This is a genomic window from Nocardia sp. NPDC060259, from assembly GCF_042728775.1.
GTDB lineage: Bacteria > Actinomycetota > Actinomycetes > Mycobacteriales > Mycobacteriaceae > Nocardia.
The window spans coordinates 1-21,992 of record NZ_JBHXAY010000106.1 but is presented as its reverse complement, the minus strand read 5'-3'; the positions used below and the strand labels follow the sequence as shown (position 1 = coordinate 21,992).

The window sequence follows — 21,992 nt, the reverse complement described above, 5'->3', positions numbered from 1 at the left end:
GAGGGGTGAGGTCGCTGTGCCACCTCACCCTGCAGCAGACCCGCACTTGCCAGAAGTAACACTTGAACCCGTGCCTACCGATGGTCAGGCCGCCGCGCAGGCGCTGGACGGTCCGGTCGCCGGCGGAGGAGCTAACCGAGTGGAACGACGGCGCGTATGTTCCAGCGGTAGCTGTGGCCATCTCGTCTGAGCACCACCAACTCGACATGGTTCACGCGCACTATGGCAGGTCCGGTGTTTCGCAACGCTGCGACTGCTTCGATGAGCTCAGCTGCGGCTCGGTCGGTGTTGTTGTAGGCGATTCCCAGATGCGGCCGGAAGCGGGAACCGCGTGATCCTGTCGGGGCGGAGAGGCTCGGGATCGACTCCGAGGTGGATGCCCGGAGGATTCGGTGCAGGTCGAGTAGCGGATCCCACGGTGACACCGAGAATCGGACTGCGCTGCGGGAGCCGCTCAGCGGGCCGATGGTGAGGTCGAAGGGCTTCACGTCTGCCAGTCTCGCTCGCGCGAGCGAGACCAGGTTGTCGATCTGCTCGTCGGTGACTGTCGTCGTACTGCCTATCCCCGCGATGGTGAGGTGCAGGGCGTCCAGCGGCACGCTGTCGAGTTCGTCTTGTGTCAGGGCGTTTTGGCACTCGGCAGCGAGTTCGATCAGTTCAGGGGTGTCGAAGGTGAGGTACCAGTAGTACCCCGTGTGTTCCGGAGCCCACTGCTTCACCGACCAGTGGTCCCGGAGGAAGTCGATTTCGGCGTAGGCGTTCCAGTCGTTTCGCGCGATGGCATCCGTGTCCGATGTCGAGTCCGGCAGCAGCTTGGGAAACGGGCCACTCGATGTCATGCCGGCAGGCTGCCTCTCGATGTTGGATTTCTCGGCGATTCTACGGCGTGCGGCTTGGATCGCCCACTGCGACGACGCTTCTCCGCCGATGTCAAGGGACTTCGGCCATAGAACATCAACGGTGGAACGTCGGTTCACATGTATCTGTGTTTTTGTTTTCGTTGCTGTGCACAGATATTCGCGAAATTGTGGTCAGGGGCGGGACGAGGCGGCATTCTCGGAGGCTGAGAGCTACGCGTTGTTCAGGAGCCACATGACTGTCCGAAGTGACCGTGAAGGTGGGGTGCCTGAGACGCTGCCTGCGTTACAGAGTTTGCCCGCCGATGAAGCCAGGGATTTGTTCGAGTTGATGCGGGCGGCGGTGACGTTCGAGGCTGCGGCGCTGGACAAGTCGATCGACTCGATGGTCGGGGCGTTGCCTCGGCCGTTGCGTGCGGTGACGAAGAAGATCATGTTCGGCGGCAGATGACTGATTTGACGACGCGGGCGCAGTTGGTTCTGCTGGCTCGCACGCTGCATGTTCATCCTCAGCGGGTGCAGCATCTGCGGTATCTGGGGGCCGATCGGCTACATGAGTTGCAGCAGCAGATTTCGGGTGTGCTGTTCGAACAGCACACCGAGACCTTTCGGCGGATCAGTGCGTTGGTGCCGTTCATTCCGTTGTCCATCTCGATTCCGTTGGTGCAGAGGCTGGTTCCACCGATGACTACCGGGCGGGCGGCGGGATCTGTCGGGGTGGAGCATCCGGTCAAGGCTGCCGAGACGCTGATGATGCTCGATCCGAGGTATGCGGCGGACTGTGCGCCGTATCTGGATCCGCGGGCCATCGAGCAGCTGTCGGATGTGGCGCCGCCTGGGCCGATCGTCGAGATCGTGAACGAGCTGCTTCGCCGGTGTGACTATGTGACTGCTGGGCCCTTTTTGTCTTGTGCCACACCGGAGTTGATTGCAGCTGTGGAGGCGGGTGTCCCTGACGACGCGGGGCTGATCCACTCGGCCGCCTATTCCTATGACGTCGACATCCTCAGCGCCGTGATCCGGCAGCTGCTCGACGGGCCGCACCGGCGGATTCCGCGGATGGTGCATGCGGTGATGTCAGGCCGCCCCGCGCTGCAACATGCTGCGCTGTCGGTGTTTTCACGGTGTGCGCCGGATGTGATCTACCGGGTGGGCGATGTGCTGTTCGGCAATGCGCGGCCTGTCGAGGTCGCCAACCTGGTCAGGAATGCGATCGGAGCGGGTGCGGTGCCCGAATTACTCACGCTGGCTGGGCAGCTCACACCTGTCGCGCTGTGGACGCTGGTCGGCAATCCGGTGTTCGACGATCCGGGGGTGGGCGTCGGGCTGGTCGCGCCGCTGGATAGCCGCAGCGACTCGGGTAGTTGGCGCGGGCTGTTCACGTTGATGTCGCGGATGGATGAGCGTGTCAGGAGCGAGGCCGGTTACGCGCTGGCCGCGTTGTCGGATACCGCGGTGGCCGAGCTGCCCGCTCGGGCCACGGAAACCCATTGCTGGCCTGCGTTGCTCGACTTGATTGCGGTCTCGGGGCCCGACGCACAGGCTCGGTTCGGCGCGGTGTGGTCGGGGCTGGGACCCGAGCGGCGAGCTCACCTGCACCGGTGCATCACCGAGCATCGCTACGACTCCCGGTTGGCCGAGATCACGGCGTTGGTGGACCCGGTCGCTGTCGACCAGTTGTTCTTTCGGCGGCGGCGGATGCAGCGGTATCGGCACGGATGACTTCGCGATCTCCGGACAACAGTGAGGTTCGGATCCGGGCGTGTCATCAGCGGCGGGCGAATGTACCAGCACCGAGAAGCACACCGATTGCCGTGAGCGCTTGCTGCACAGCCGGATTCACTCAGGAACGTTGGTGACGTCGTGTTCTGCCAGCTCGGGCGCATGCTTCGCGACGGTTCGGAAGTCGGCATCATGGTGGAGGACGACTAATCCATAGTGCGCGGCAGTCGCTGCGATCATCAGATCGACCGCCGAGGCACTGCGATGCTCACCATGCTGTGCCATCTGACGCTGCACCGAATCTATCCACCGTCCAGCTGTTCTCGGGACCGCTCGATCCGGGTACAGGTCGCTGAACATCTCGCCGATCTCGTCGTACTCCGACGAGTTCCTTGCCGAGTAGAGAAACTCGGCACGCTGCGGATAGCAGGAGGCGACGGCGCCGACCTCGATCGTGTCATACCAGGCCTCGCGCAATATCGGATCAGCGATCAACCGAACGAGAGCCGACGTATCCAGCAGGTAGATCACAGAGCATTCTTCTCAGCCTGGTGACGACGTTCCGCATCCGCGACGGCACCCCACTGCTCCGCCCGCTCGAAGTGCTTCGCGATTCGAGCGGCTCGTTCCTGCCTGGCCGCATAGAACCGGAGTGCGAGGTTGACCGCCTCTTTCTTGGTCTTGGCGTTCGATGTCGCCATGACACGATCTAGAGCATCATCGTCCAAGTCGATCTGCGTTACCGTCATCCCACACCCCCATGTTGGCAATGTTGATAGAATCATACATCACCAACATTGCCCGGACCAGCGAGTATTCCACCAGGGCACGTCGAGCGGGAAAACCGTGCGCCACATTCCGCGATCCGAGCAGCTAGTTCCGCTGGGCCGAGCACAGTGAAGTCGGCTTCGACCTTGCCGAGCAGCAGCAGTGGCCAGTCGAGATTGTCGACCGTCGTTTCGATGCGGGTACGGCCAGGGGTCAGGGCGGTGACGGAGCACCAGCGGCCGATGCGGGATTGGACATCGTCGGCGGGGGCTTCGATGTCGGCGGTGACGGTGTAACCCGTTCGGCGGGAGCCTATTCCGTCGCGGACGAAGGTGGCGGCGTCGGGGGAAGGGAGTTCGCGGGGGCGGAAGCGGATTCCGGTGGTGTGGGAGTCGGTGAGGCGGTCTACGCGGAAAGTGCGCCAGTCGTGGCGGGTCAGGTCATAGGCGACGAGGTACCAGCGGCGGCCTTGGGAGACCAGGCGGTGGGGTTCTACCTCGCGGGGGCTGGTGCGGCCGTCGGCGGCGGTGTAGGTGAAGGTGAGGCGTTCTTCGCCGCGGCAGGTCATGGCCAGGTCGGTGAGGACGGCGGGGTCGACGTCGGAGAGGGGGACGGCGTTCCAACCGGTGGAGACTGTCATCGCGCGCAGGGCGTCGACGCGGCGGCGCAGGCGGGTGGGCAGGACGGTGACGAGTTTGGCCAGGGCGCGGATGGACGGTTCGGCCAGGCCGTCGCCCGCGCCCTGGGAACCCGCTTGCAGGCAGACGGTGATGGCGACGGCTTCGTCGTCGTCGAGGACCAGCGGCGGGAGGGCCGCGCCCGCGGCGAGCTGGTAGCCGCCGTCGACGCCGGGGCGGGCCTCCACGGGATAGCCGAGCTCACGCAGCCGGTCGATGTCGCGGCGCAGGGTGCGCGCCGAAACACCGAGGCGCTCGGACAGTTCGGTGCCCGGCCAGTAGCGATGCGTCTGCAGCAGCGACAGCAGACGGAGGGTGCGTGCGCTCGTGTCGGCCATGTTTTCGATTATGTCCGCAATTGCGGACAGAAACTGGCCGCAATGAGTTCTACCTTGGATTTCACACCGACAACGAAGGGATTCCGCTCATGACCACGCCTACTCTCCTCGACGCCGAGCGCACCGATCTGCTGGAGATGCTCACCAAGCACCGGTACTTCCTGCGCTACACCACCCGCGACCTGACCGACGAGCAGGCCGGGATGCGGACCACCGCCAGCGAGCTGTGCCTGGGCGGGCTGATCAAGCATGTGTCGGCGACGGAAGCGAACTGGGCGAAGTTCATCGTCGACGGGCCCGAAGAAGGCCCCGACTTCGAGTCGATGAGCGAGGAGGAGATCGCCGCGTGGGGCGACATCTTCCGGATGCTGCCCGGTGAGACCCTGGCCGGCGTGCTCGCCGAATACGAGCAGGTCGCGGCGCGGACCGACGAGCTGGTGCGCACGCTTCCCGACCTGAATGTGTCTCAGCCGCTGCCGAAGGCGCCCTGGTTCGAGCCGGACGGGCGCTGGAGCGCCCGCCGGGTCTTCCTGCACATCATGACCGAGACCGCGCAGCACTCCGGCCACGCCGACATCATTCGGGAATCGCTGGATGGAGCGAAGTCGATGGGCTGAGCTCGGCGTGGATGGCCTGGGCCGCCGCGCGATGGTGCGCGGCGGCGTCCGGGTCGGTCGGGTCGAGTACGTCGGCGATGCCCTGGTGCGCCAGCGCTTCCTCGAGGCGGTAGCCGAGTTTCGGTGCCAGCTCCAGGGTTTGGCGGTGCAGGCGCAGCGCTTCGTCGGGAAGTCCGGCCAGACGGCAGGTTTCGGCGTAGCCGTGGAGGAAGTGGATCTTCCAGTGTTCCTCGAACAGGGAGTCGAGCAGGGCGAATGCCTCGCGGTGGCTGGCGAGGGCTTCGTCGTAGCGGCCCATCCGGCGCAGTGCGACGCCCTGGCAGTTCAGGCACCAGGCTTCGTTGTGTTTGTGACCGTCCGCGCGCGCGAGGGCCAGCGCGGTGCTCAGGTGTTCGAGGGCTTCGTCCGGTTCGTCGGCGGCGATGGCGACGCCGAGGGTGATCTGGGCCTGGAGCGAGGGCGGCCACGACGGGTCGTCGACGGGGATCTCGAGAGCTTCGCGGGCCAGCCGCGCGGCTTGCTCACGGTGGCCCAGTTGCAGCACGGCCCAGGCCTCGCTGGCGATGGCGTCGGCGGCGCTCATCGGGCAACCGCTGGTCGCGTAGAGGTCGCGGGCCTGGCGGAACAGTTCGAGTGGTTCCTCGGTATCGCCTTCGTCCCAGCGCAAGTGGGCGCAGCGCATGGTCAGTTCGGCGCGGGGCAGTGGGTCGCCCGCCGCCGCGATGAGCGGTGCCGCGGCGGCGTAGGCGGCGGCCGCCTCGGCCATGCGGCCCGCGTTGTAGCGGGCGAAACCCAGGTCGCTGTGCGCTTCGGCGAGCTGGCGTGGGTCACCCAGATGTTCGGCGGCGGTCAAGGACTGTTCGAACAGTGCGTTGAGATGCGTTGTGCCGCAACGGCGGGCGAAGAAGGCGCGCAGGAAGCGCGGCAGCTCGCAGACATGGACGTTCGCGCCGACCTCGACGGCCGCGTAGAACACCGCCATCAGGTTGGTGTACTCGGTGACGAACCAGAAGAACGCCGGGTCGCGGCCGGGGAAGTGCGGTAGCTCCGCGGGAGGCGAGCCCGCCGACACGGGGCGGGTCGGCGACAGGAACGGCATCGCGGCGTCGGCGGCGGCCGCGGTGTGCACGTAGTAGTCGAGGATCCGGTGCAGGGCGCGGTGGCGGTCGGCGTCGGTGTCGTGTTCGAAGGTGGCGTTGCGGGCGTGCTGGCGGACCAGGTCGTGGAGGCGGTAGCGGCCCTCGGCAGGCTGCTGGACCAGGTGGGCGTCGAGCAGGTCCTCGAGCATCGTGCGCGCGCTGCGCAGCGGCACGTCGGCCACCGCCGCGGCGACATAGTCGGTGAAGGTGGATCCGGGGATCAGGCCGAGCAGCCGGAACAGGCGGCGCTGATCGCGGTTGAGCTGGCGCACCGACATGCCGAAGGCGGTGTCGAACTCGGTGGCCCCCTCGGCCATTCGCTCCACCAGGATGCCGACCGACCAGCCCGGCCGGTGCCGCAGCCGGGCCGCGGCCAGGCGCAGGGCCAGCGGCAGATTGCCGCACAGCCGCAGCACCTCGGCGGCCTGTTCGGGTTCCCGCGCGAGCCTGCCGTCGGGTCCGCGCGCATCGCCGCTGGCCCTGACCAGCAGCTCCGCGCTCTCCTCCGGGGTGAGCACGTCGAGGGTCACCGGCGGCACCTCGTCGAGCTCGAGCAGCCGATTGCGGCTGGTGATGATGGCGACCGACTCGCCAGCGCCCGGCAGCAGATGACTGACCTGCGCGGCGTCGGCGACATTGTCGAGGACGACCACCGCGCGCAACCGGGCCAGCTCCGACCGCCAGCACGCCGCCCGCAGTTCGACTCCGCCGTCCTGCGGGACCTTCTCCGAGGGCACCTGCAACGCGGCCAGCAGGGCGCGGATCGCGGCATCGGGGTCGAGCGGCTGGCGACCGTCGGTGAAACCGTGCAGGTCGAGATAGAGCTGGGCGTCGGGGTATTCGGCGGTCAGCTGATGCGCGGCGTGCACGGCCAGGGACGTCTTGCCGACACCGGCCATGCCGTCGATCGCGACCACCCGGTCGGACCGGACGGCGGCGAGGACGTCGGCCAATGCCTGTTCGCGGCCGGTGAAGTCGGGGACATCGCGGGGCAGGTCGTTGCGCGGCGGCGGCGGGGCGTCGGCGGGCGGGCTCGGCGGGGCGACCTGACGGCTCGTCTTCGGCGGCGCGGGCAGCGGGTTGTTGGCGCGCTCCCACAGCGGGCGCAGCGGGCGCGGGTCGCGTTTGACCAGGCGGCACAGCTCCAGCACGGCGGGCCACGGCGGCACCGTCTGTCCGCTGAGGTAGCGCGACAGCGACGACGAGCTCAGGTTCGTATCGCGGGCCAGTGCGCGGACGCCGCGACCGGAGAGTTCCTGGATCAGGCGCAGACGCGCGGCCAGTTCGTCTTGTGGGTAGGCCCTTGCCGTCTGCTGTTGCACAACCACCGTTTCCCGCTGTCGTTGTCCCGGCCCGGATCAGGAAGTTTCCCGATGACAATCGAGAGGTCAGGGCCGTTTTCCACTGTCCCACAGTGTCCCACAGCCATCGTGTTCCGGCGCACGACGGGCTGTTATTGAGTCACACCGCAAGCAGCGGAGAACAACGGGAAACAAGGAGAACATCATGCAGTCTCGGATGCAGAACCCCGCCATGGTCCTCACCGACGCGATGGGCCCGATCCAGCAGGTCCTGAAGGCCGTGCAGACCGGCGGCGTCGACGGCGAGATCCTGGAGCTGGTGCACCTGCGGGTCAGCCAGATCAACAACTGCAGCTCCTGCGTGGACGCAGGCACCAAGACGGCCCGCAAAGCCGGGGTCAGCGAGGAGCGGCTGGCCACGGTCGTCGCCTGGCGCGAGACCCCGTACTTCACCGACGAGGAGCGCGCCGCCCTCGAGCTGGCCGAGGCGGCGACCCGCCTGGCCGACCGTTCCAACGCCGTCACCGACGAGATCTGGGACGCGGCCGCCAGCTACTTCGACGAGAAGCAGCTCGCCTCGATCGTCCTGATGATCGGCGTCACCAACATGTTCAACCGGCTCAACGCCACCACCCGCCAGATCGCGGGCGCCTGGGGCTGAGTCCCCGCCCCCAGACCAACCGAAAGGACCTTCCGATGACCACGAACCAGCCGTCCGGCAAGACCAAGAGCTCGCACGGGGGATTCTCCCGGTGGATGCAGCACAGGATGAACGCCAGGATGAACCGCAAGATCCGCAAGGGCAACGGCACCTTCATGGGGATGGACGTGCTGATCCTCAACACCGTCGGCCGCCGCAGCGGCGAGCCGAGGCAGACCCCGATCTCGTGGTTCGCCGACAGCGACGGGTCCTGGCTGCTCGTGGCGTCGGGTGGGAAGAACGGACACCCCGACTGGCACCTCAACCTCATGGGACACCCCGAGCAGGCGAGCATCGAACTGCCCGGTGAGGCCGCTGTGCCGGTCGCTCCGCGGGTGCTCACCGGTGCGGAGCGGGCCAGGGCCTGGGAGTCGATCACCGCCGCGCAGCCGCGGTACGGGAAGTACCAGGCCAAGAGCGACCATGAGTACGCGGTGGTGCGGCTCAGCCCGCGATGATCCGCGCACGGCGCACCGGGTGGTTCGCCACCCGGTGCCGGGCCATGTCCGCGATACCGGATCTGTCGGCGCACGGCGATGGCCGCGGTGACGTCGTCAGGCAGGTAGCAGGCGACCGATCACCACGGCGAGCTGGGCGACGTTGCGGCACTCGTGCATGGTGACGACTTCGGCATAGGTCGAGGCCGCCGAATCGCCGGTGTTCCACGATCGCGACGGCTCGGGATTGAGCCAGTAGACGGCCTTGGCGCGTTCGGTCATCGCTTCCAGCGCAGCGAGATTCGGGTCCGTGCGGTTGGTGCGGGCGTCACCGAGGATCAGCACGCAGGTGCGCGGGCCAAGGGCGTCGAGGTAGTGATCGACGAAACCTTGGAGCGCCTCGCCGTAGTTGCTGGAACCGAAGCGCGCCACGCCCGCCTCGCGGACGATGTTCTGCGCGAAACCGGCAGGCGGTGGTTCGCCCGGGGAGAAGTAGTCGGTGATCTCGGCGCAGGTGTCGACGAAACCGAAGCTGCGAACCTTGCTGAACTGGTCTTGCAGGGCCTGCACCAGTTGCAGGGTGAACTCGGCGAATCCGGTCACCGAGCCCGAGACATCGGCCAGCACGACCAGATCCGGCCGACCGTGGCGGCGGGCACGCAGCACGGGATCGATCGGGACGCCACCGGTGGCCATCGAGCGACGCAGGGTGCGGCGCAGGTCGATCTGCCCGCGCACGGCCTTCTTGCGACGGACCGCCAGCCGGGTGGCGAGTTTGCGGGCCAGCGGGTGCACCAGGCGGCGCATCTCGGCGAGGTCCTGTTCGCGCGCGCCGAGGAAATCCGCACTGTCGGCGCCGGATTCGACGCCACGACGGGCGATGTAGTCGGTGCCGCGCAGTTGCGCCGAGCGCAGGCGAGCTTCGGCCTGCACGGCGGAGCGGAACTGCTCGACCCGGCGGCGCGCCTCGATCGTGTGGACGGCGGAGTCGAATTGGCCTGTCCCGCCCATGGTTTGCGCGACCTGCTCGGAGATCTCGTCCGGGCGCAGCGATTTCATCGTCAGATAGGACGACCAGCCCGCGCCCGATGCCGAGGTGACCCGGCCCGCGCTCTCCCCCGCGCCGCCGTACGCGCCGAAGGTGTTCAGTGCTTCCCTGGCGAGTTCGGCGGTGTCGGCGCCCTGGATCAGGGCGGCGATGACCCGCTCGCGCAGCGGGTCGGTGTCCGCGCCCGACGCGGCGATCGGACGGGCGGCGTCGAGGAAGTACAGGTCGAAGAGCTGGTCGAAAACCTTGCGCTGACCGTTGCGGCGCAGCAGACAGGCGGCCAGGCCCGAACGCAGCACCCGGGAGTCCGCGGTGCCGAGAGCGACGATCGTGGCCGCCGCGTCGACGGTCTCGCTGGGGCCCGCGTGGATGCCGTGCTCGCGCAGCAGCCCGACGAAGCCGACCAGGCGGTCCGACATCGGTGCTTCGACACCACCATGCGCGGGCGCGGAGCTCACCATGCGCCCATCACCGTGCGCGGGCCGGTCATCGGGCCACGCTGCCGTCGGCCTGGTCGTCGAGACCGAGCCGCTCGATCGCCACGCGATGATCGGACTGGTACTTCAGCAACACGCCGAGGGTCGCGCGGACCACTCCCCCGCTCAGCGTGCGTGTTCCCAATGCCACCAGAGTCTTTGCCCAGTCGACGGTTTCGGCGATCGAGGGCGCCTTGCGCAGCGACAGCTGACGCAGTGCGCTGACCGTCGTCACCACCGGTTCGGCCAGCGCGGCATCGAGCTCCGGCACCTTCAGCCGCACGATCGCCTTCTCCAGTTCCGCGGTCGGATAGTCGATGTGCAGGAACAGGCAGCGGCGTTTCAGCGCTTCGGAGAGGTCGCGGTTGGCGTTGGAGGTGAGGATCACGAAGGGCTTGCGGACGGCGGTGACCGTGCCGAGCTCGGGGATGCTCACCTGGAAGTCGCCGAGCACCTCGAGCAGCAGGCCCTCCAGCTCCACATCGGCCTTGTCCAGTTCGTCGATCAGCAGCACGGTCGGATCGGGGTTGCGGATGGCGGCCAGCAGCGGACGGGCGAGCAGGAACTCCTCGGTGAAGACGTGGTCTCGGGTGCCTTCCCAGGTCTCCCCCGACGTGGCGGTGATGCGGAGCAGCTGTTTGGCGTGATTCCACTCGTAGAGCGCGCGGGCCTCGTCAATGCCTTCGTAGCATTGCAGACGGATGAGCTCGGCCGACACCGCCGCGGCGACGGCCTTGGCCAGCTCGGTCTTGCCGACGCCTGCCGGGCCCTCGATCAGCAGGGGTTTGCCGAGGTGGTCGGCCAGGAAGACCGCGGTCGCGATATCGAGGGACGGCAGGTAGCCGGCCGCGGTCAGCCGGTCGGTCACCTGGTCTACCGAGGCAAAGAACTTACTCATCGGTAACCAGTGTAGGCGGGCGTGTTCACCGCCTGATCGCGGCGTCGACGCCGTCGAGGATCAGGTCGAGGCCGAAGCGGAAATCGGCGTCCGCCGACTCCTGATCCGGGGGGACATCAGCGAAGGCCTGATCGGCGAAGAGCTGCTCGATCTCGGGGAAGCGGCCGGGATCGAGCTGCGCCGAGACCTCCTGCTGATAGACCTGCAACGCCGTCGCCTCGTCGACCTGCTCGACCAGGCGACGCTCGGCCAGGTTCCGGCCGGTGACGAACGCCTGGCGGACGTAGCCACCGATGACGGTGATCACGCCGATCTTGGCGCCCCAGTCCAGACCGGTACCACGCAATGCGGCCAGTCCGGCGTCCATCCAGGCGAGGGCGTTGACACCACGGGGCGGGCCCGTGATGGGGATCTGAGCAAGCCAGGGATGACGGGTGAACACCGCCGATTGCGCGTCGGCCCAGGTGTGCAGGGCTCGACGCCAGTCGGGGTCGGTGTCCGGTGGCAGCCCGAAGGCGGTGTCGACCATACGGTCCGTCAGGCCGTCCCTGGAACCGATGTGCCGGTACAGCGACATCGGCGTGACACCCAGTGCGGCGGCGACTTTCGACAGGGTCGCACCGGCGAGGCCGTCGCGGTCGGCGAGATTGATCGCGGTGGCGACGATGCGCTCGGCATCGAGTTCGGGCGGGCGGCCGAGGCGAGGGCGGCCGTGATCCCGCTCGCCGCGTTCGGCCCACGTGCCGCGCCGGAACACCGCGGGGAAGTCGGGATCCCAGACCGGTGCGAACTCGGGCGCCGCGGGCCGCGAACGATTCGGTCGCACCGTCTCCTCTTTCGATCGGGGGTTCCGCCAACTTAACATACAGCCTATAGTTTACGTCATATACTAATGCCGGGCCGGGGGCGATACCTCGGGGACGAGGGCGAATCACCATGAACACCAGCACTGTTCAGCGCATCACGGGCGCCGCCGCCATCGCGGGTGCGACCTGCACGTTGATCGAACTTCCGCTGTACTTCGTCTACGCGGGGCCGCCGCCGGACCCCAATGTGCTCACCCGATCGTTTTTCGGACTCGTCGGCATCACGTTGTTCGTGGTGTTCATGAGCGGCGTCGCCTATGTGGTGAAGCGCCGCGATCCGGAACGGGAGTGGTTCGGCTCGGTGGCCGCGACCGCGGGTACCGCCTGGCTCACCGTCGTCGCCGTGTCCATGGGGTTGGAAGTAGGCGCCGTGATCGCCGCGCCGGAGCCGATCGACCCGACGATCACCGTCACCGGCACCTACATCCTCTACGGGACCGTGTCGCGATTGCTCGAAGGATTGTTCCTGGTGGCCTTCGCCGTCGGGGCCGCGCGGCTGCTCCCCCGCTGGTGCATCGTGACCAGCTGGCTACTCGCCGGGGTGAACGTCGCGTTCGCGCCCTCACTGTTCTTCGGCAATATCCCCGCGAACTTCTACGCGGCCAACGGCTGGGGCACCACGGCGACCGTCGGCGGGCTGACCATGCTGTGGTTGTTCGCGATCGGCACCGCGCTGATGCGGACCGCCGAGCGGCGCGAGGCGGTCCCCGGCCCGGACCGCCTGGCGCCGCAGCGGTGAACTCAGTAGGCGTGCGTGGCCGCGGTGATCCGGCCCGAGTCGATCGCGGCGAGCAGGGAGAGCCGGTCGGTGAGAGTCTGGTCGCCGTAGGACAGGCCGAATTCAGCCATCGCACGATCGAATCCGTCGTTCTTGCCGAGGTAGGCCGCGATGGCGACACGGTCGCCGGAGCGGGCGTGCGCGCGGGCCAGAACGGAACCGCACAACCGCGCGTACGTCGCCAGCTCGCCGTGGGTCATGCTGTCGATCGCCGCGGAACCCTTCATGTCGCGCAACTGACGCAGGTAGAAGAACCGGCCGGCGGGGCCGGTCGCCCAGGCGAGGAAGATGTCGCTGGCCGACTGCATGAGACGCTGTCCGACCACCACCCGGTGCCCCTGGTGGTGATATTTGCTCGGCTTCAGATGCGGCGCGAGCACCGACGCCTCGGCCTCCTTCAACTGCAGGAACAGCGGGCTGCCCGATTCCTTGTCCATCATCAGCGTGATGAAACACCGCGTACCGACACTACCGACACCGACCACCTTCATCGCCTGATCCACGCGCCGATACCGGTCGAGCAGCACGCGGCGCTCGTCCGGCAGGCTGCGGCGGAAGTCGGCGAAGACGTCCTTGACGACCTTCTCGTCGGGCAGTTCGATCGGCACCAGCAGCGGCGGCTGGTTCTTGATTCGCGGAATACCGTCGGCGTCCGGCTCGGTGAGCTTGGCCAGCGCCTGCAAGCTGGTCTTGCTGCGGGCACTGGTGATGGCTCTGGCGACCTTCTTACGCTGCTTGGGTTTCCGGACCAGATCGGCGACCTGTTCGGCATCGACCCGCTCGTACCAGACGGTCATGCTGTCGGTCTCGGCGAGCATGCCCATCGTCTCGCGATAGCCGCGGGCGGCGGCCTCGACGGCCGTGGCGGCCCGCTCGTCGTCGCAGCCGTTGTCGCGGGCGGCGACGGCAACGCTGGCGGCGAGGCGTTTGACGTCCCATTCGAACGGACCGGGCAGGGTCTCGTCGAAGTCGTTGACGTCGAAGACGAGATTGCGCTCCGGCGAGGCGAAGAGACCGAAGTTCGACAGGTGGGCGTCACCGCAGAGCTGCACGATCAAGCCGGTGTTCTCGCTCTGGGCCAGATCGGCGGCCATGATCGCGGGCGCACCACGCAGAAACGCGAAGGGCGACTGGCTCATCCGGGCATATCTGATCGGCACCAGCTCCGCGACCCTGGTCTCGGCCTGACGCTCCAGAATGGCCACCGGATCCTCCCGGTTCGGACCCGCGCCCCATTCCCCGAGCTGCGATCGCGAGATCCTCTTTCGCGCCGCCTTACCCTCGTCGACCGCTTCGTCCGCGAAGTCCTCCACCGTCTCATTCATCATCCAGCAAGTCTCCCGCTATCACCCCTCGACAGCAAGGTCTTCGCTACAGGCGTCGCTGCCTCAGCCACTGGTCGACTCGGCGGACGAGTTCCTGCCACCAGGTTAGCTGCGGGTCCGGCGGCGGCTCGGGATCCGGGCCGGGAACCGGCACCGTGCGGCGAATCCCGTCGCAGGTGAATTGAGTTGCTCGGTAGGGGTTCCCGCTCTCGGCCCACTCGGAGACGATCAGGGTGAACTTGCCGTCCTCCAGCCTGCTGTAGGGATGGATGTAGCCACCGTAGAGACGCGGCACCGTATCGACACCGCGCGGCATCCCGGTCACCGGGCGATGGGTGTGTGCCGTTATCCAGTTGGTGTTGTCGATGCGGTCGCCGACCTTGACGAAGATCGAGTAGTCCCCCGCGTCGAATCCGGAGATGACGGCCTTGTTCTCGACATAGCGCAGGCAGATCTCACCGAGTCGCCAGCCGGGCAGGATCGGCGTCGGCTCGCGGTTCCAGCCCCAGTTGTCGCCGTTCCAGCCCCAGCCCTGCCAGGCGTGGGGATCGGACAGGCCCTCGACCGTCGCGCGCCACAGCAGCATGTCCTTGTTCCTGGCCAGGCCGCCGGTGGAGATGATGTGGACCCAGTCGCTGTGCGGGTCCTTGGCCCAGGAGATCATGACCCGCTTACCGGCGAAGGCGCCGCACCAGAACTTCGAACCGCTGCGCGCCCAGGTGATGCCGCTGTCGTCGGATGTCCAGACCTCACACCATTTCTCATTGCCCAGTCCCTGGGTGTACATGACCCACAGGTAGATCCGGCCGTCGATGGTGATCGCGTCGCACGGGAGGACGGTGGAGTACTCGGCGTTGTCGTGCTGGTAGTCCCACAGCTGACGGCCATCGGTGCTCGGCGAGGTGGCCATGACGATCGGCTCGGCGGGGTCGCGCTGGGACGTGCGGGTGATGATGGGCGAACGCCAGTTCCCGATGCCGGCCATCGGCGGCCCGAACGGACCGTCCCCGGAAAACGAGTCACCCCAGATGAATCCGACATCACCATGGGGCAGCACGAAGGGAATAGCGAGATCCCCGCCACCGAGGTCGGCGGAGGGGACCGGATTCAGATCGGTGATGCGCAACGAACACTCCCCCTCGGTGACGCGAGCCAACATCGTTGGGCTGGTGTTGCTTCCGTCATCTCAGGTTACGCCAGAACGCCGAAGGCCCGCTCGCGCGTGGCGAACGGGCCTTCGTGGATCAGAAACCTACGCGGTCTCGGTGATCGGGCGGTCGACCCAGCTCATCAGGCTGCGGAGCTTGGCGCCCGTGACCTCGATCGGGTGCTCGGCGTTGGCCTTACGCAGACCCTCGAGCTCGGTGTTGCCGTTCTCGACGTTGGCGACCAGGCGGCGGGTGAACTCGCCGGACTGGATGTCGGCCAGGATCGCCTTCATGCGCTCCTTGGTGCCGGCGTCGATGACGCGCGGACCGGACAGGTAGCCACCGAACTCCGCGGTGTCGGACACCGAGTAGTTCATGCGCGCGATGCCGCCCTCGTACATGAGGTCGACGATCAGCTTCAGCTCGTGCAGGACCTCGAAGTAGGCCATCTCGGGGGCGTAGCCCGCCTCGACCATGACCTCGAAACCGGTCTTGACCAGTTCCTCGGTGCCACCGCAGAGCACGGCCTGCTCACCGAAGAGGTCGGTCTCGGTCTCTTCCTTGAAGGTGGTCTTGATGACGCCGGCGCGGGTGCCGCCGATGCCCTTGGCGTAGGACAGCGCCAGCGCCTGGCCCTCGCCGGTCGGGTCCTGGTCGACGGCGATCAGGGCGGGAACGCCCTTGCCGTCGGCGAACTGACGACGCACCAGGTGGCCGGGGCCCTTCGGCGCGACCATCGCGACGGTGACGTTGGCCGGAGCCTTGATCAGACCGAAGTGGATGTTGAGGCCGTGGCCGAAGAACAGCGCGTCGCCGTCCTTCAGGTTCGGCTCGATGTCGTTGGTGAAGATCGACGCCTGAGCGGTGTCGGGCGCCAGCACCATGATCACGTCGGCCCACTCCGACACCTCGGCGGGGGTGCCGACGGTCAGACCGGCCTCTTCGGCCTTCGGCCGCGACTTCGAACCCTCAGCGAGGCCGACGCGCACGTCGACACCGGAGTCGCGCAGGCTCAGCGAGTGCGCGTGGCCCTGGCTGCCGTAGCCGATCACGGCGACCTTGCGGCCCTGGATGATCGACAGGTCAGCGTCGTCGTCGTAGAACATCTCGACTGCCACTGTGGAGTCCCTTCTGGATAATTTCTGGTGGGTAAAAGTTAGCGGGTGGCCGTGATCGACTTCGGACCGCGTCCGACTGCGACCACGCCAGACTGCACGATCTCGCGGATGCCGAACGGTTCGACCATGCGCAGCAGGGCATCCAGCTTGGACCGGGTGCCGGTGGCCTCGATGGTCAGCGCGTCGGGCGAGACGTCGATCACCTTGGCGCGGAACAACTGCACGGCCTCGATCACCTGCGTGCGCACCGACGCGTCGGCGCGCACCTTCACCAGGATCAGTTCGCGGGCCACCGACGCGTCGGCGTCCTGCTCCACGATCTTGATGACGTTGATCAGCTTGTTGAGCTGCTTGGTGACCTGCTCGAGCGGCAGATCGTCGACGGTGACGACGATGGTCATGCGCGAGATCTCGGGGATCTCGGTGCCACCGACGGCCAGCGACTCGATATTGAAGCCACGGCGCGAGAACAGGCTCGCGACTCGCGCCAGCACGCCCGGCTTGTCCTCGACGAGAACGCTCAGGGTGTGGGTGGTGCTCATGCCGCCACCTCGCTAGCGCTCGGCGTCGGCACGATCACCATCGTGGCTGTGCTCATTGGGCGCTCGCTGCGCTCGCTCATTCGTCGGAACCCTTCTCGAAGGCCGCCTGCTCGCGCTCCATCGCCTCGTGGATGACGGCCGGTTCGGAGACCGACTCGTCCTCGTCGAAGAGCGGGCGGATGCCGCGGGCGAACATGATCTCGTCGTTGCTGGTGCCCGCGGCGACCATCGGCCACACCTGGGCGTCCTTGCCGACGATGAAGTCGATCACGACCGGACGGTCGGTGATCGCCTGCGCCTCCCGGATCGCGGCCTCGACGTCTTCTTCCTTCTCCACGCGGATGCCGACGCAGCCCAGCGCCTCGGCCAGCTTGACGAAGTCGGGGATGCGCAGGGTGTGCGTACCCAGGTCGGTGTTGGAGTAGCGCTGTTCGTAGAACAGGGTCTGCCACTGGCGGACCATGCCGAGGTTGCCGTTGTTGATCAGCGCGACCTTGATCGGCACGCCCTCGATGGCACAGGTGGCCAGCTCCTGGTTGGTCATCTGGAAGCAGCCGTCACCGTCGACCGCCCAGACCTCCTTCTCCGGGGCGCCCATCTTGGCACCCATGGCCGCGGGAACCGCGTAGCCCATGGTGCCGAGGCCACCGGAGTTCAGCCAGGTACGCGGGTTCTCGTACTTGATGAACTGCGCGGCCCACATCTGGTGCTGGCCGACGCCGGCGCAGTACACCGCCTCGGGACCTGCCAGGCGGCCCAGCGCCTCGATGACGAATTCCGGCGACAGCGAACCGTCGCTGGGGGTCTTCCAGCCCAGCGGGTAGTTGTCGCGGATGTCGCCGAGGTAGGCCCACCATTCGGTGAGGTTCAGCAGCGGGGCCGCGCCGGACTGCGGGTCGGCCTTGAGGGTCTCGATCAGCTCGACGATCACCTCACGCGCGTCGCCAACGATCGGGACGTCGGCGTGGCGGTTCTTGCCGATCTCGGCCGGGTCGATGTCGGCGTGGATGACCTTGGCGTCGGGCGCGAAGGAGTCCAGCTGACCGGTGACGCGGTCGTCGAAGCGGGCGCCGAGGGTGATCAGCAGGTCCGAGCGCTGCAGGGCGGCCACGGCGCCGACGGTGCCGTGCATGCCGGGCATGCCCATGTTGAGGGTGTGGCTGTCGGGGAACGCGCCACGCGCCATCAGGGTGGTGACCACCGGGATGCCGGTCAGCTCGGCGAGCTCGAGCAGCTCGGCCGAGGCGTCGGACTTGATGACACCGCCACCGACGTAGAGCACGGGCGCCTTGGACTCCAGGATCATCCTGGCGGCCTCGCGCACCTGCTTGCCGTGCGGCTTGGTGACCGGACGGTAGCCGGGCAGGCGCATCTCCGGCGGCCACGAGAACGTGGTCTGGGCCTGCAGCGCGTCCTTGGTGATGTCGACCAGGACGGCGCCAGGGCGGCCCGAGGCGGCGAGGTAGAACGCCTCGGCCAGGATGCGCGGGATGTCGATCGGGTCCTTGACCAGGAAGTTGTGCTTGGTGATCGGCATGGTGATGCCGGAGATGTCGGCTTCCTGGAACGCGTCGGTGCCGACCAGGCTCGACGGCACCTGACCGGTGATCGCCACGATCGGGACCGAGTCCATCTGCGCGTCGGCCAGCGGGGTCACCAGGTTGGTGGCGCCGGGGCCGGATGTGGCCATACACACACCGACCTTGCCGGAGGCCTGGGCGTAACCGGTCGCCGCGTGACCGGCGCCCTGCTCGTGGCGCACCAGGACGTGGCGGACCTTCTTGGAATCGAACAGCGGGTCGTAGACAGGAAGGACCGCGCCGCCGGGAATGCCGAATACGGTGTCGACGTCGAGCTCTTCGAGGGACCGGACCACCGACTGCGCGCCGGTGACGCGCTCGGGCGCGACCTGGCGGCGGGTGGGGTTGGTCGCCGGGCTACCAGCGGCAGGCTGGTTCGCCGAAGGCGCTGACCTGCGGGCCGATGGCCCGGGTCGTGCGGTAGGTGCACTCACCGTCTTCGTTCCTAACTTTGTCGTTCTGACTCCGGACTGGCGCGGAATTCTCCCGAACACAAAAAAGCCCCCGACCAGCGCAGTGCTGTTCGAGGGTGGCGCGTCGCAACGCGAGCTGACGTATTCGACTCAGGTAGTCAGGCTCAACGCTGGACGCGCCGGCCGAGTACGAGCAACTCGTTTCGGTTCACGAGCACGACGTTAGGCGCGCGTGAGTCGAAGAGTCAAACAGGCTACTCTCTGCATCCCATTATGTGGGACTCGAGTGGTTGCGTGGGTCCGTGTACCAGGATGCGAGGATAGGGGGGTGTCATCACCGCATCAGTCCGTGCCACCGGCTAAATCGTCCCACACCGCCGACGGGGGAACCGATACGGGTCGCTCCTCGCGGCCCGGCGGTCTGCGCTCGGCGAGTCCGGGCCGACTCGCGGCGATCGCCGCGGTGGTGCTCGGGTACCTGATCTTCGTCGTCGTCGGCACCGTGCAGGACTGGTCGCTCGGCATGCGGATCGGCCTGCTCGTGCCGACCGCGGTGGTCGTCTGGCTGCTGGTGCCGCGCAAGACGGACACCCCGACACCGGGCGTGCACGTGATCGGGGTGCCGCGCCTGGCCTACATCGGTGTGCTGGTGCTCGCGTTCTGCGTGTTCTTCCCGTTCGTCGGCTGGCCCGCCGCCCTGTGGTGGCTGCTGCTGCTCCCGATCATCGCGGTGTTCTGGGTCGTGCGGACGCACACGACGGTGTCGGATGCCGGGCTCGACCTGAGCTCGATGTTCGGCAAGAAGCACCTCGACTGGGCACAGGTCAAGGGCATCAGCATCCCCAAGCGCGGCTCCGTCAAGGCCCGCCTGGCCGACGACTCCGAGGTCAAGCTGCCCGCGGTGGGCTACGACCGGCTGCGTGAACTGATCGACGCCTCCGGTGGACGCCTGCCCGATGTGTTCGCCGCGGCCGAGCAGGCCGAGGCCGAGCGCGTCGCCGCCGAGCGAGCCGCCGAGGCCGAGAAGGCGAAGACCGAGGAGCCCGGCACCGAGGAGTGACCGCCGCCTCGGTCACCGCGGGAATCGGCACGGCCTCGCGCGCCGTTGCACCGGTAAGCTGACGGCGACCGGGCACCCCGCGCCGACGGCACCACCGCGGCGACACCCTCCGGAGCGACACTCCCGCCTCGAGCCCGGTTCCATCACCCCTGCACGGACTCCCGGCGCGACGCGACCACCGCCCGCCGGAGTAACGTGCACGGTTGCCGGACGCACCGCGCACTCGCACCGCGCCCCGCAGGTCAGCCCCCTGCGCGCATGCTTGGACGCACCCAGCGACATTACGAGGACACCCATGCCACCGCTTCGTTCACGCACCACCACCATCGGCCGCAATGCCGCGGGCGCCCGCTCGCTCTGGCGCGCGACCGGCATGACCGACTCCGATTTCGGCAAGCCGATCATCGCGATCGCGAACTCCTACACGCAGTTCGTTCCTGGTCACGTGCACCTGAAGAACATGGGCGACATCGTCGCCGAGGCCGTGCGCGCCGCCGGTGGTGTGCCGCGCGAGTTCCACACCATCGCCGTCGACGACGGCATCGCCATGGGGCACGGCGGCATGCTCTACTCGCTGCCTTCGCGCGAGATCATCGCCGACTCGGTCGAGTACATGGCCAACGCGCACACCGCCGACGCGCTGGTGTGTATCTCCAACTGCGACAAGATCACTCCCGGCATGCTCAATGCCGCGATGCGCCTCAACATCCCCGCCGTGTTCGTCTCCGGCGGTCCGATGGAGGCCGGTAAGGCCGTGGTCGTCGACGGTGTCGCGCACGCCCCGCTCGACCTGGTGAGCGCGATCTCGGCGAGCGCGAGCCAGGCCGTGTCCGACGAGGGCCTCGACGAGGTCGAGCGGTCCGCGTGCCCGACCTGTGGTTCGTGTTCGGGCATGTTCACCGCGAACTCGATGAACTGCCTGACCGAGGCGCTCGGGCTCGCGCTGCCCGGCAACGGTTCCACGCTGGCCACGCATGCGGCGCGGCGCGCGCTGTTCGAGCGGGCCGGCACGGTCATCGTCGACATCGCCAAGCGCTGGTACCAGGACGACGACGCGTCGGTCCTGCCGCGGAACGTGGCCAATGCCAAGGCCTTCCGCAACGCGATGGCCCTCGACGTCGCCATGGGTGGCTCCACCAACACCGTGCTGCACACCCTCGCCGCCGCGCAGGAAGGCGAGATCGACTTCGATCTGCAGACCATCGACGAGATCAGCCGCCGGGTGCCGTGCCTGTCGAAGGTCTCGCCGAACTCGGATTACCACATGGAAGACGTGCACCGCGCCGGTGGCATCCCCGCCATCCTCGGCGAACTGCGTCGCGGCGGCCTGCTCGAGACCGATGTGACCACCGTGCACACCGCGAGCTACGAGGAGTTCCTCGACACCTGGGACATCCGCTCCGGCAAGGCATCCGACGAGGCGCTGGAACTGTTCCACGCCGCACCCGGTGGGGTGCGCACCGTCGAGCCGTTCTCCACCAGCAACCGCTGGTCCTCGCTGGACACCGACGCCGCCGGTGGTTGCATCCGTGACATCGAGCACGCCTACACCGTCGAAGGCGGGCTGTGCGTGCTGCGCGGCAATATCGCCCCCGACGGCGCGATCCTCAAGACCGCGGGCATCGACGAAGAGCTGTTCACCTTCGAAGGCCCGGCCGTGGTGGTCGAGTCGCAGGAGGAGGCGGTGTCGATGATCCTGGGCAAGAAGATCCAGCCCGGTGACGTGGTCGTCGTGCGCTACGAAGGTCCCGCGGGCGGTCCGGGTATGCAGGAGATGCTGCACCCGACCTCGTTCCTCAAGGGCCTCGGCCTCGGCAAGGTGTGCGCGCTGATCACCGACGGCCGTTTCTCCGGTGGCACCTCAGGTCTGTCGATCGGGCACGTCTCCCCCGAGGCCGCGTCCGGCGGTGTCATCGGCCTGATCGAGAACGGTGACCGCATCCGCATCGACGTGCACACCCGCGCGCTGGAAGTGCTGGTCTCCGACGAGGTTCTCGCCGAGCGCCGCGCGAAGATGGAAGCCTCCGAGCGTCCGTGGCAGCCGGTGAACCGTGATCGCCCGGTGACGACCGCGCTGCGCGCCTACGCCGCACTGGCGACCTCCGCCGACAAGGGCGCGGTCCGCCAGCTGCCGTAGGGCCACGGACGAACAGAAAGACGGCGTCTCCCCGAAGCTTCGGGGAG

21 protein-coding genes are annotated in these 21,992 nt (G+C 67.6%); 8 read left to right on the top strand and 13 right to left on the bottom strand.

Translation table 11 applies throughout. The features are described from left to right. Nucleotides 1-131: 131 nt before the first annotated feature. Nucleotides 132-977, bottom strand: a complete 846-nt coding sequence (locus ACFWF2_RS28020) for a 2'-5' RNA ligase family protein (RefSeq protein ID WP_379310440.1) — start codon at nucleotides 975-977, stop codon at nucleotides 132-134. A 145-nt stretch (nucleotides 978-1,122) separates the two neighbouring features. Between ACFWF2_RS28020 and ACFWF2_RS28015 the strand changes: the two genes are divergently transcribed. Both ACFWF2_RS28015 and ACFWF2_RS28010 read left to right on the top strand, forming a co-directional pair. After that, complete coding sequence (locus ACFWF2_RS28015) at nucleotides 1,123-1,308, top strand: hypothetical protein (protein ID WP_379310439.1); 186 nt, start codon at nucleotides 1,123-1,125, stop codon at nucleotides 1,306-1,308. Then, nucleotides 1,305-2,579 (top strand): hypothetical protein, encoded by a 1,275-nt coding sequence (locus ACFWF2_RS28010; RefSeq protein WP_379310438.1) that lies wholly within the window; start codon nucleotides 1,305-1,307, stop codon nucleotides 2,577-2,579. The genes ACFWF2_RS28015 and ACFWF2_RS28010 overlap by 4 nt, the downstream gene beginning before the upstream one ends. 117 nt (nucleotides 2,580-2,696) lie before the next feature. Here the strand turns inward: ACFWF2_RS28010 and ACFWF2_RS28005 are convergent, their stop codons facing one another. The 3 genes from ACFWF2_RS28005 to ACFWF2_RS27995 are packed head-to-tail and all read right to left on the bottom strand — an operon-like array spanning nucleotide 2,697 to nucleotide 4,362. Continuing rightward, nucleotides 2,697-3,110: a PIN domain-containing protein gene (locus ACFWF2_RS28005; protein WP_379310437.1), complete on the bottom strand. Its 414-nt coding sequence runs from the start codon at nucleotides 3,108-3,110 to the stop codon at nucleotides 2,697-2,699. Continuing rightward, nucleotides 3,107-3,328 (bottom strand): type II toxin-antitoxin system VapB family antitoxin, encoded by a 222-nt coding sequence (locus ACFWF2_RS28000; protein WP_379310436.1) that lies wholly within the window; start codon nucleotides 3,326-3,328, stop codon nucleotides 3,107-3,109. Before ACFWF2_RS28000 ends, ACFWF2_RS28005 begins: the two co-directional genes overlap by 4 nt. A 32-nt stretch (nucleotides 3,329-3,360) precedes the next feature. Continuing rightward, a complete protein-coding gene (locus ACFWF2_RS27995; RefSeq protein WP_379310435.1) occupies nucleotides 3,361-4,362 on the bottom strand; it encodes a helix-turn-helix transcriptional regulator in 1,002 nt (333 codons plus the stop codon). Nucleotides 4,363-4,451: 89 nt separating this feature from the next. Here ACFWF2_RS27995 and ACFWF2_RS27990 point away from each other — a divergent pair, with 89 nt between their 5' ends. After that, the gene (locus tag ACFWF2_RS27990) at nucleotides 4,452-4,979 is read left to right on the top strand and encodes a DinB family protein (protein WP_379310434.1); all 528 of its coding nucleotides are present in this window, start codon (nucleotides 4,452-4,454) and stop codon (nucleotides 4,977-4,979) included. Here the strand turns inward: ACFWF2_RS27990 and ACFWF2_RS27985 are convergent. Continuing rightward, nucleotides 4,939-7,440, bottom strand: coding sequence for a tetratricopeptide repeat protein (locus tag ACFWF2_RS27985; protein WP_379310433.1), 2,502 nt, complete (start codon nucleotides 7,438-7,440; stop codon nucleotides 4,939-4,941). The genes ACFWF2_RS27990 and ACFWF2_RS27985 overlap by 41 nt on opposite strands. A 184-nt stretch (nucleotides 7,441-7,624) precedes the next feature. Between ACFWF2_RS27985 and ACFWF2_RS27980 the strand changes: the two genes are divergently transcribed. Both ACFWF2_RS27980 and ACFWF2_RS27975 read left to right on the top strand, forming a co-directional pair. Continuing rightward, a complete protein-coding gene (locus ACFWF2_RS27980; RefSeq protein ID WP_378849479.1) occupies nucleotides 7,625-8,080 on the top strand; it encodes a carboxymuconolactone decarboxylase family protein in 456 nt (151 codons plus the stop codon). A gap of 35 nt (nucleotides 8,081-8,115) precedes the next feature. Further along, nucleotides 8,116-8,577 (top strand): nitroreductase family deazaflavin-dependent oxidoreductase, encoded by a 462-nt coding sequence (locus ACFWF2_RS27975; protein WP_379310432.1) that lies wholly within the window; start codon nucleotides 8,116-8,118, stop codon nucleotides 8,575-8,577. Nucleotides 8,578-8,673: 96 nt separating this feature from the next. Here ACFWF2_RS27975 and ACFWF2_RS27970 read toward each other — a convergent pair whose 3' ends face one another. The 3 genes from ACFWF2_RS27970 to ACFWF2_RS27960 are packed head-to-tail and all read right to left on the bottom strand — an operon-like array spanning nucleotide 8,674 to nucleotide 11,804. After that, nucleotides 8,674-10,065, bottom strand: coding sequence for a VWA domain-containing protein (locus tag ACFWF2_RS27970; RefSeq protein WP_379310431.1), 1,392 nt, complete (start codon nucleotides 10,063-10,065; stop codon nucleotides 8,674-8,676). Nucleotides 10,066-10,090: 25 nt separating this feature from the next. Then, nucleotides 10,091-10,978: an AAA family ATPase gene (locus ACFWF2_RS27965; RefSeq protein ID WP_379310430.1), complete on the bottom strand. Its 888-nt coding sequence runs from the start codon at nucleotides 10,976-10,978 to the stop codon at nucleotides 10,091-10,093. Between the two features lie 25 nt (nucleotides 10,979-11,003). Further along, a complete protein-coding gene (locus tag ACFWF2_RS27960) occupies nucleotides 11,004-11,804 on the bottom strand; it encodes a TetR/AcrR family transcriptional regulator (RefSeq protein WP_379310429.1) in 801 nt (266 codons plus the stop codon). Between the two features lie 110 nt (nucleotides 11,805-11,914). Here ACFWF2_RS27960 and ACFWF2_RS27955 point away from each other — a divergent pair, with 110 nt between their 5' ends. Continuing rightward, a complete protein-coding gene (locus ACFWF2_RS27955) occupies nucleotides 11,915-12,583 on the top strand; it encodes a hypothetical protein (RefSeq protein ID WP_379310428.1) in 669 nt (222 codons plus the stop codon). Between the two features lie 2 nt (nucleotides 12,584-12,585). Here the strand turns inward: ACFWF2_RS27955 and ACFWF2_RS27950 are convergent, their stop codons facing one another. The 5 genes from ACFWF2_RS27950 to ACFWF2_RS27930 all read right to left on the bottom strand — a co-directional run bounded on the left by ACFWF2_RS27950 (nucleotide 12,586) and on the right by ACFWF2_RS27930 (nucleotide 18,769). Next, nucleotides 12,586-13,950, bottom strand: coding sequence for a DUF2252 domain-containing protein (locus tag ACFWF2_RS27950; RefSeq protein WP_379310427.1), 1,365 nt, complete (start codon nucleotides 13,948-13,950; stop codon nucleotides 12,586-12,588). A 43-nt stretch (nucleotides 13,951-13,993) separates the two neighbouring features. Next, nucleotides 13,994-15,073 carry a DUF4185 domain-containing protein gene (locus ACFWF2_RS27945; protein WP_379310426.1) on the bottom strand — a complete coding sequence of 360 codons (1,080 nt, stop codon included), beginning with the start codon at nucleotides 15,071-15,073 and terminating at the stop codon, nucleotides 13,994-13,996. Between the two features lie 126 nt (nucleotides 15,074-15,199). Continuing rightward, nucleotides 15,200-16,201 carry a ketol-acid reductoisomerase gene (gene ilvC / locus ACFWF2_RS27940; protein ID WP_355282871.1) on the bottom strand — a complete coding sequence of 334 codons (1,002 nt, stop codon included), beginning with the start codon at nucleotides 16,199-16,201 and terminating at the stop codon, nucleotides 15,200-15,202. 50 nt (nucleotides 16,202-16,251) lie between these two features. Beyond that, nucleotides 16,252-16,755, bottom strand: a complete 504-nt coding sequence (gene ilvN, locus ACFWF2_RS27935; RefSeq protein WP_189024559.1) for an acetolactate synthase small subunit — start codon at nucleotides 16,753-16,755, stop codon at nucleotides 16,252-16,254. A gap of 76 nt (nucleotides 16,756-16,831) precedes the next feature. Then, entirely contained in the window at nucleotides 16,832-18,769 is a 1,938-nt protein-coding gene (locus ACFWF2_RS27930; protein ID WP_379310425.1) for an acetolactate synthase large subunit, read from the bottom strand. 307 nt (nucleotides 18,770-19,076) lie between these two features. On the opposite strand from ACFWF2_RS27930, the gene ACFWF2_RS27925 reads away from it, so the two are divergent. Continuing rightward, nucleotides 19,077-19,808, top strand: coding sequence for a PH domain-containing protein (locus ACFWF2_RS27925; protein ID WP_379310424.1), 732 nt, complete (start codon nucleotides 19,077-19,079; stop codon nucleotides 19,806-19,808). Nucleotides 19,809-20,103: 295 nt separating this feature from the next. Then, the gene (gene ilvD / locus ACFWF2_RS27920) at nucleotides 20,104-21,945 is read left to right on the top strand and encodes a dihydroxy-acid dehydratase (RefSeq protein WP_379310423.1); all 1,842 of its coding nucleotides are present in this window, start codon (nucleotides 20,104-20,106) and stop codon (nucleotides 21,943-21,945) included. The last annotated feature ends 47 nt before the right edge of the window (nucleotides 21,946-21,992 follow it).

Bases quoted from the DNA above. Each gene is read 5' to 3' on its own strand.
- ACFWF2_RS27990 (WP_379310434.1), top strand. From the start codon at position 4,452: ATGACCACGCCTACTCTCCTCGACGCCGAGCGCACCGATCTGCTGGAG.
- ACFWF2_RS28010 (WP_379310438.1), top strand. From the start codon at position 1,305: ATGACTGATTTGACGACGCGGGCGCAGTTGGTTCTGCTGGCTCGCACG.
- ilvD (WP_379310423.1), top strand. From the start codon at position 20,104: ATGCCACCGCTTCGTTCACGCACCACCACCATCGGCCGCAATGCCGCG.
- ilvC (WP_355282871.1), bottom strand. From the start codon at position 16,201: ATGTTCTACGACGACGACGCTGACCTGTCGATCATCCAGGGCCGCAAG.
- ACFWF2_RS27950 (WP_379310427.1), bottom strand. From the start codon at position 13,950: ATGATGAATGAGACGGTGGAGGACTTCGCGGACGAAGCGGTCGACGAG.
- ACFWF2_RS27970 (WP_379310431.1), bottom strand. From the start codon at position 10,065: ATGGTGAGCTCCGCGCCCGCGCATGGTGGTGTCGAAGCACCGATGTCG.
- ACFWF2_RS27980 (WP_378849479.1), top strand. From the start codon at position 7,625: ATGCAGTCTCGGATGCAGAACCCCGCCATGGTCCTCACCGACGCGATG.
- ACFWF2_RS27975 (WP_379310432.1), top strand. From the start codon at position 8,116: ATGACCACGAACCAGCCGTCCGGCAAGACCAAGAGCTCGCACGGGGGA.
- ACFWF2_RS27955 (WP_379310428.1), top strand. From the start codon at position 11,915: ATGAACACCAGCACTGTTCAGCGCATCACGGGCGCCGCCGCCATCGCG.
- ilvN (WP_189024559.1), bottom strand. From the start codon at position 16,755: ATGAGCACCACCCACACCCTGAGCGTTCTCGTCGAGGACAAGCCGGGC.
- ACFWF2_RS27995 (WP_379310435.1), bottom strand. From the start codon at position 4,362: ATGGCCGACACGAGCGCACGCACCCTCCGTCTGCTGTCGCTGCTGCAG.
- ACFWF2_RS27965 (WP_379310430.1), bottom strand. From the start codon at position 10,978: ATGAGTAAGTTCTTTGCCTCGGTAGACCAGGTGACCGACCGGCTGACC.
- ACFWF2_RS28000 (WP_379310436.1), bottom strand. From the start codon at position 3,328: ATGACGGTAACGCAGATCGACTTGGACGATGATGCTCTAGATCGTGTC.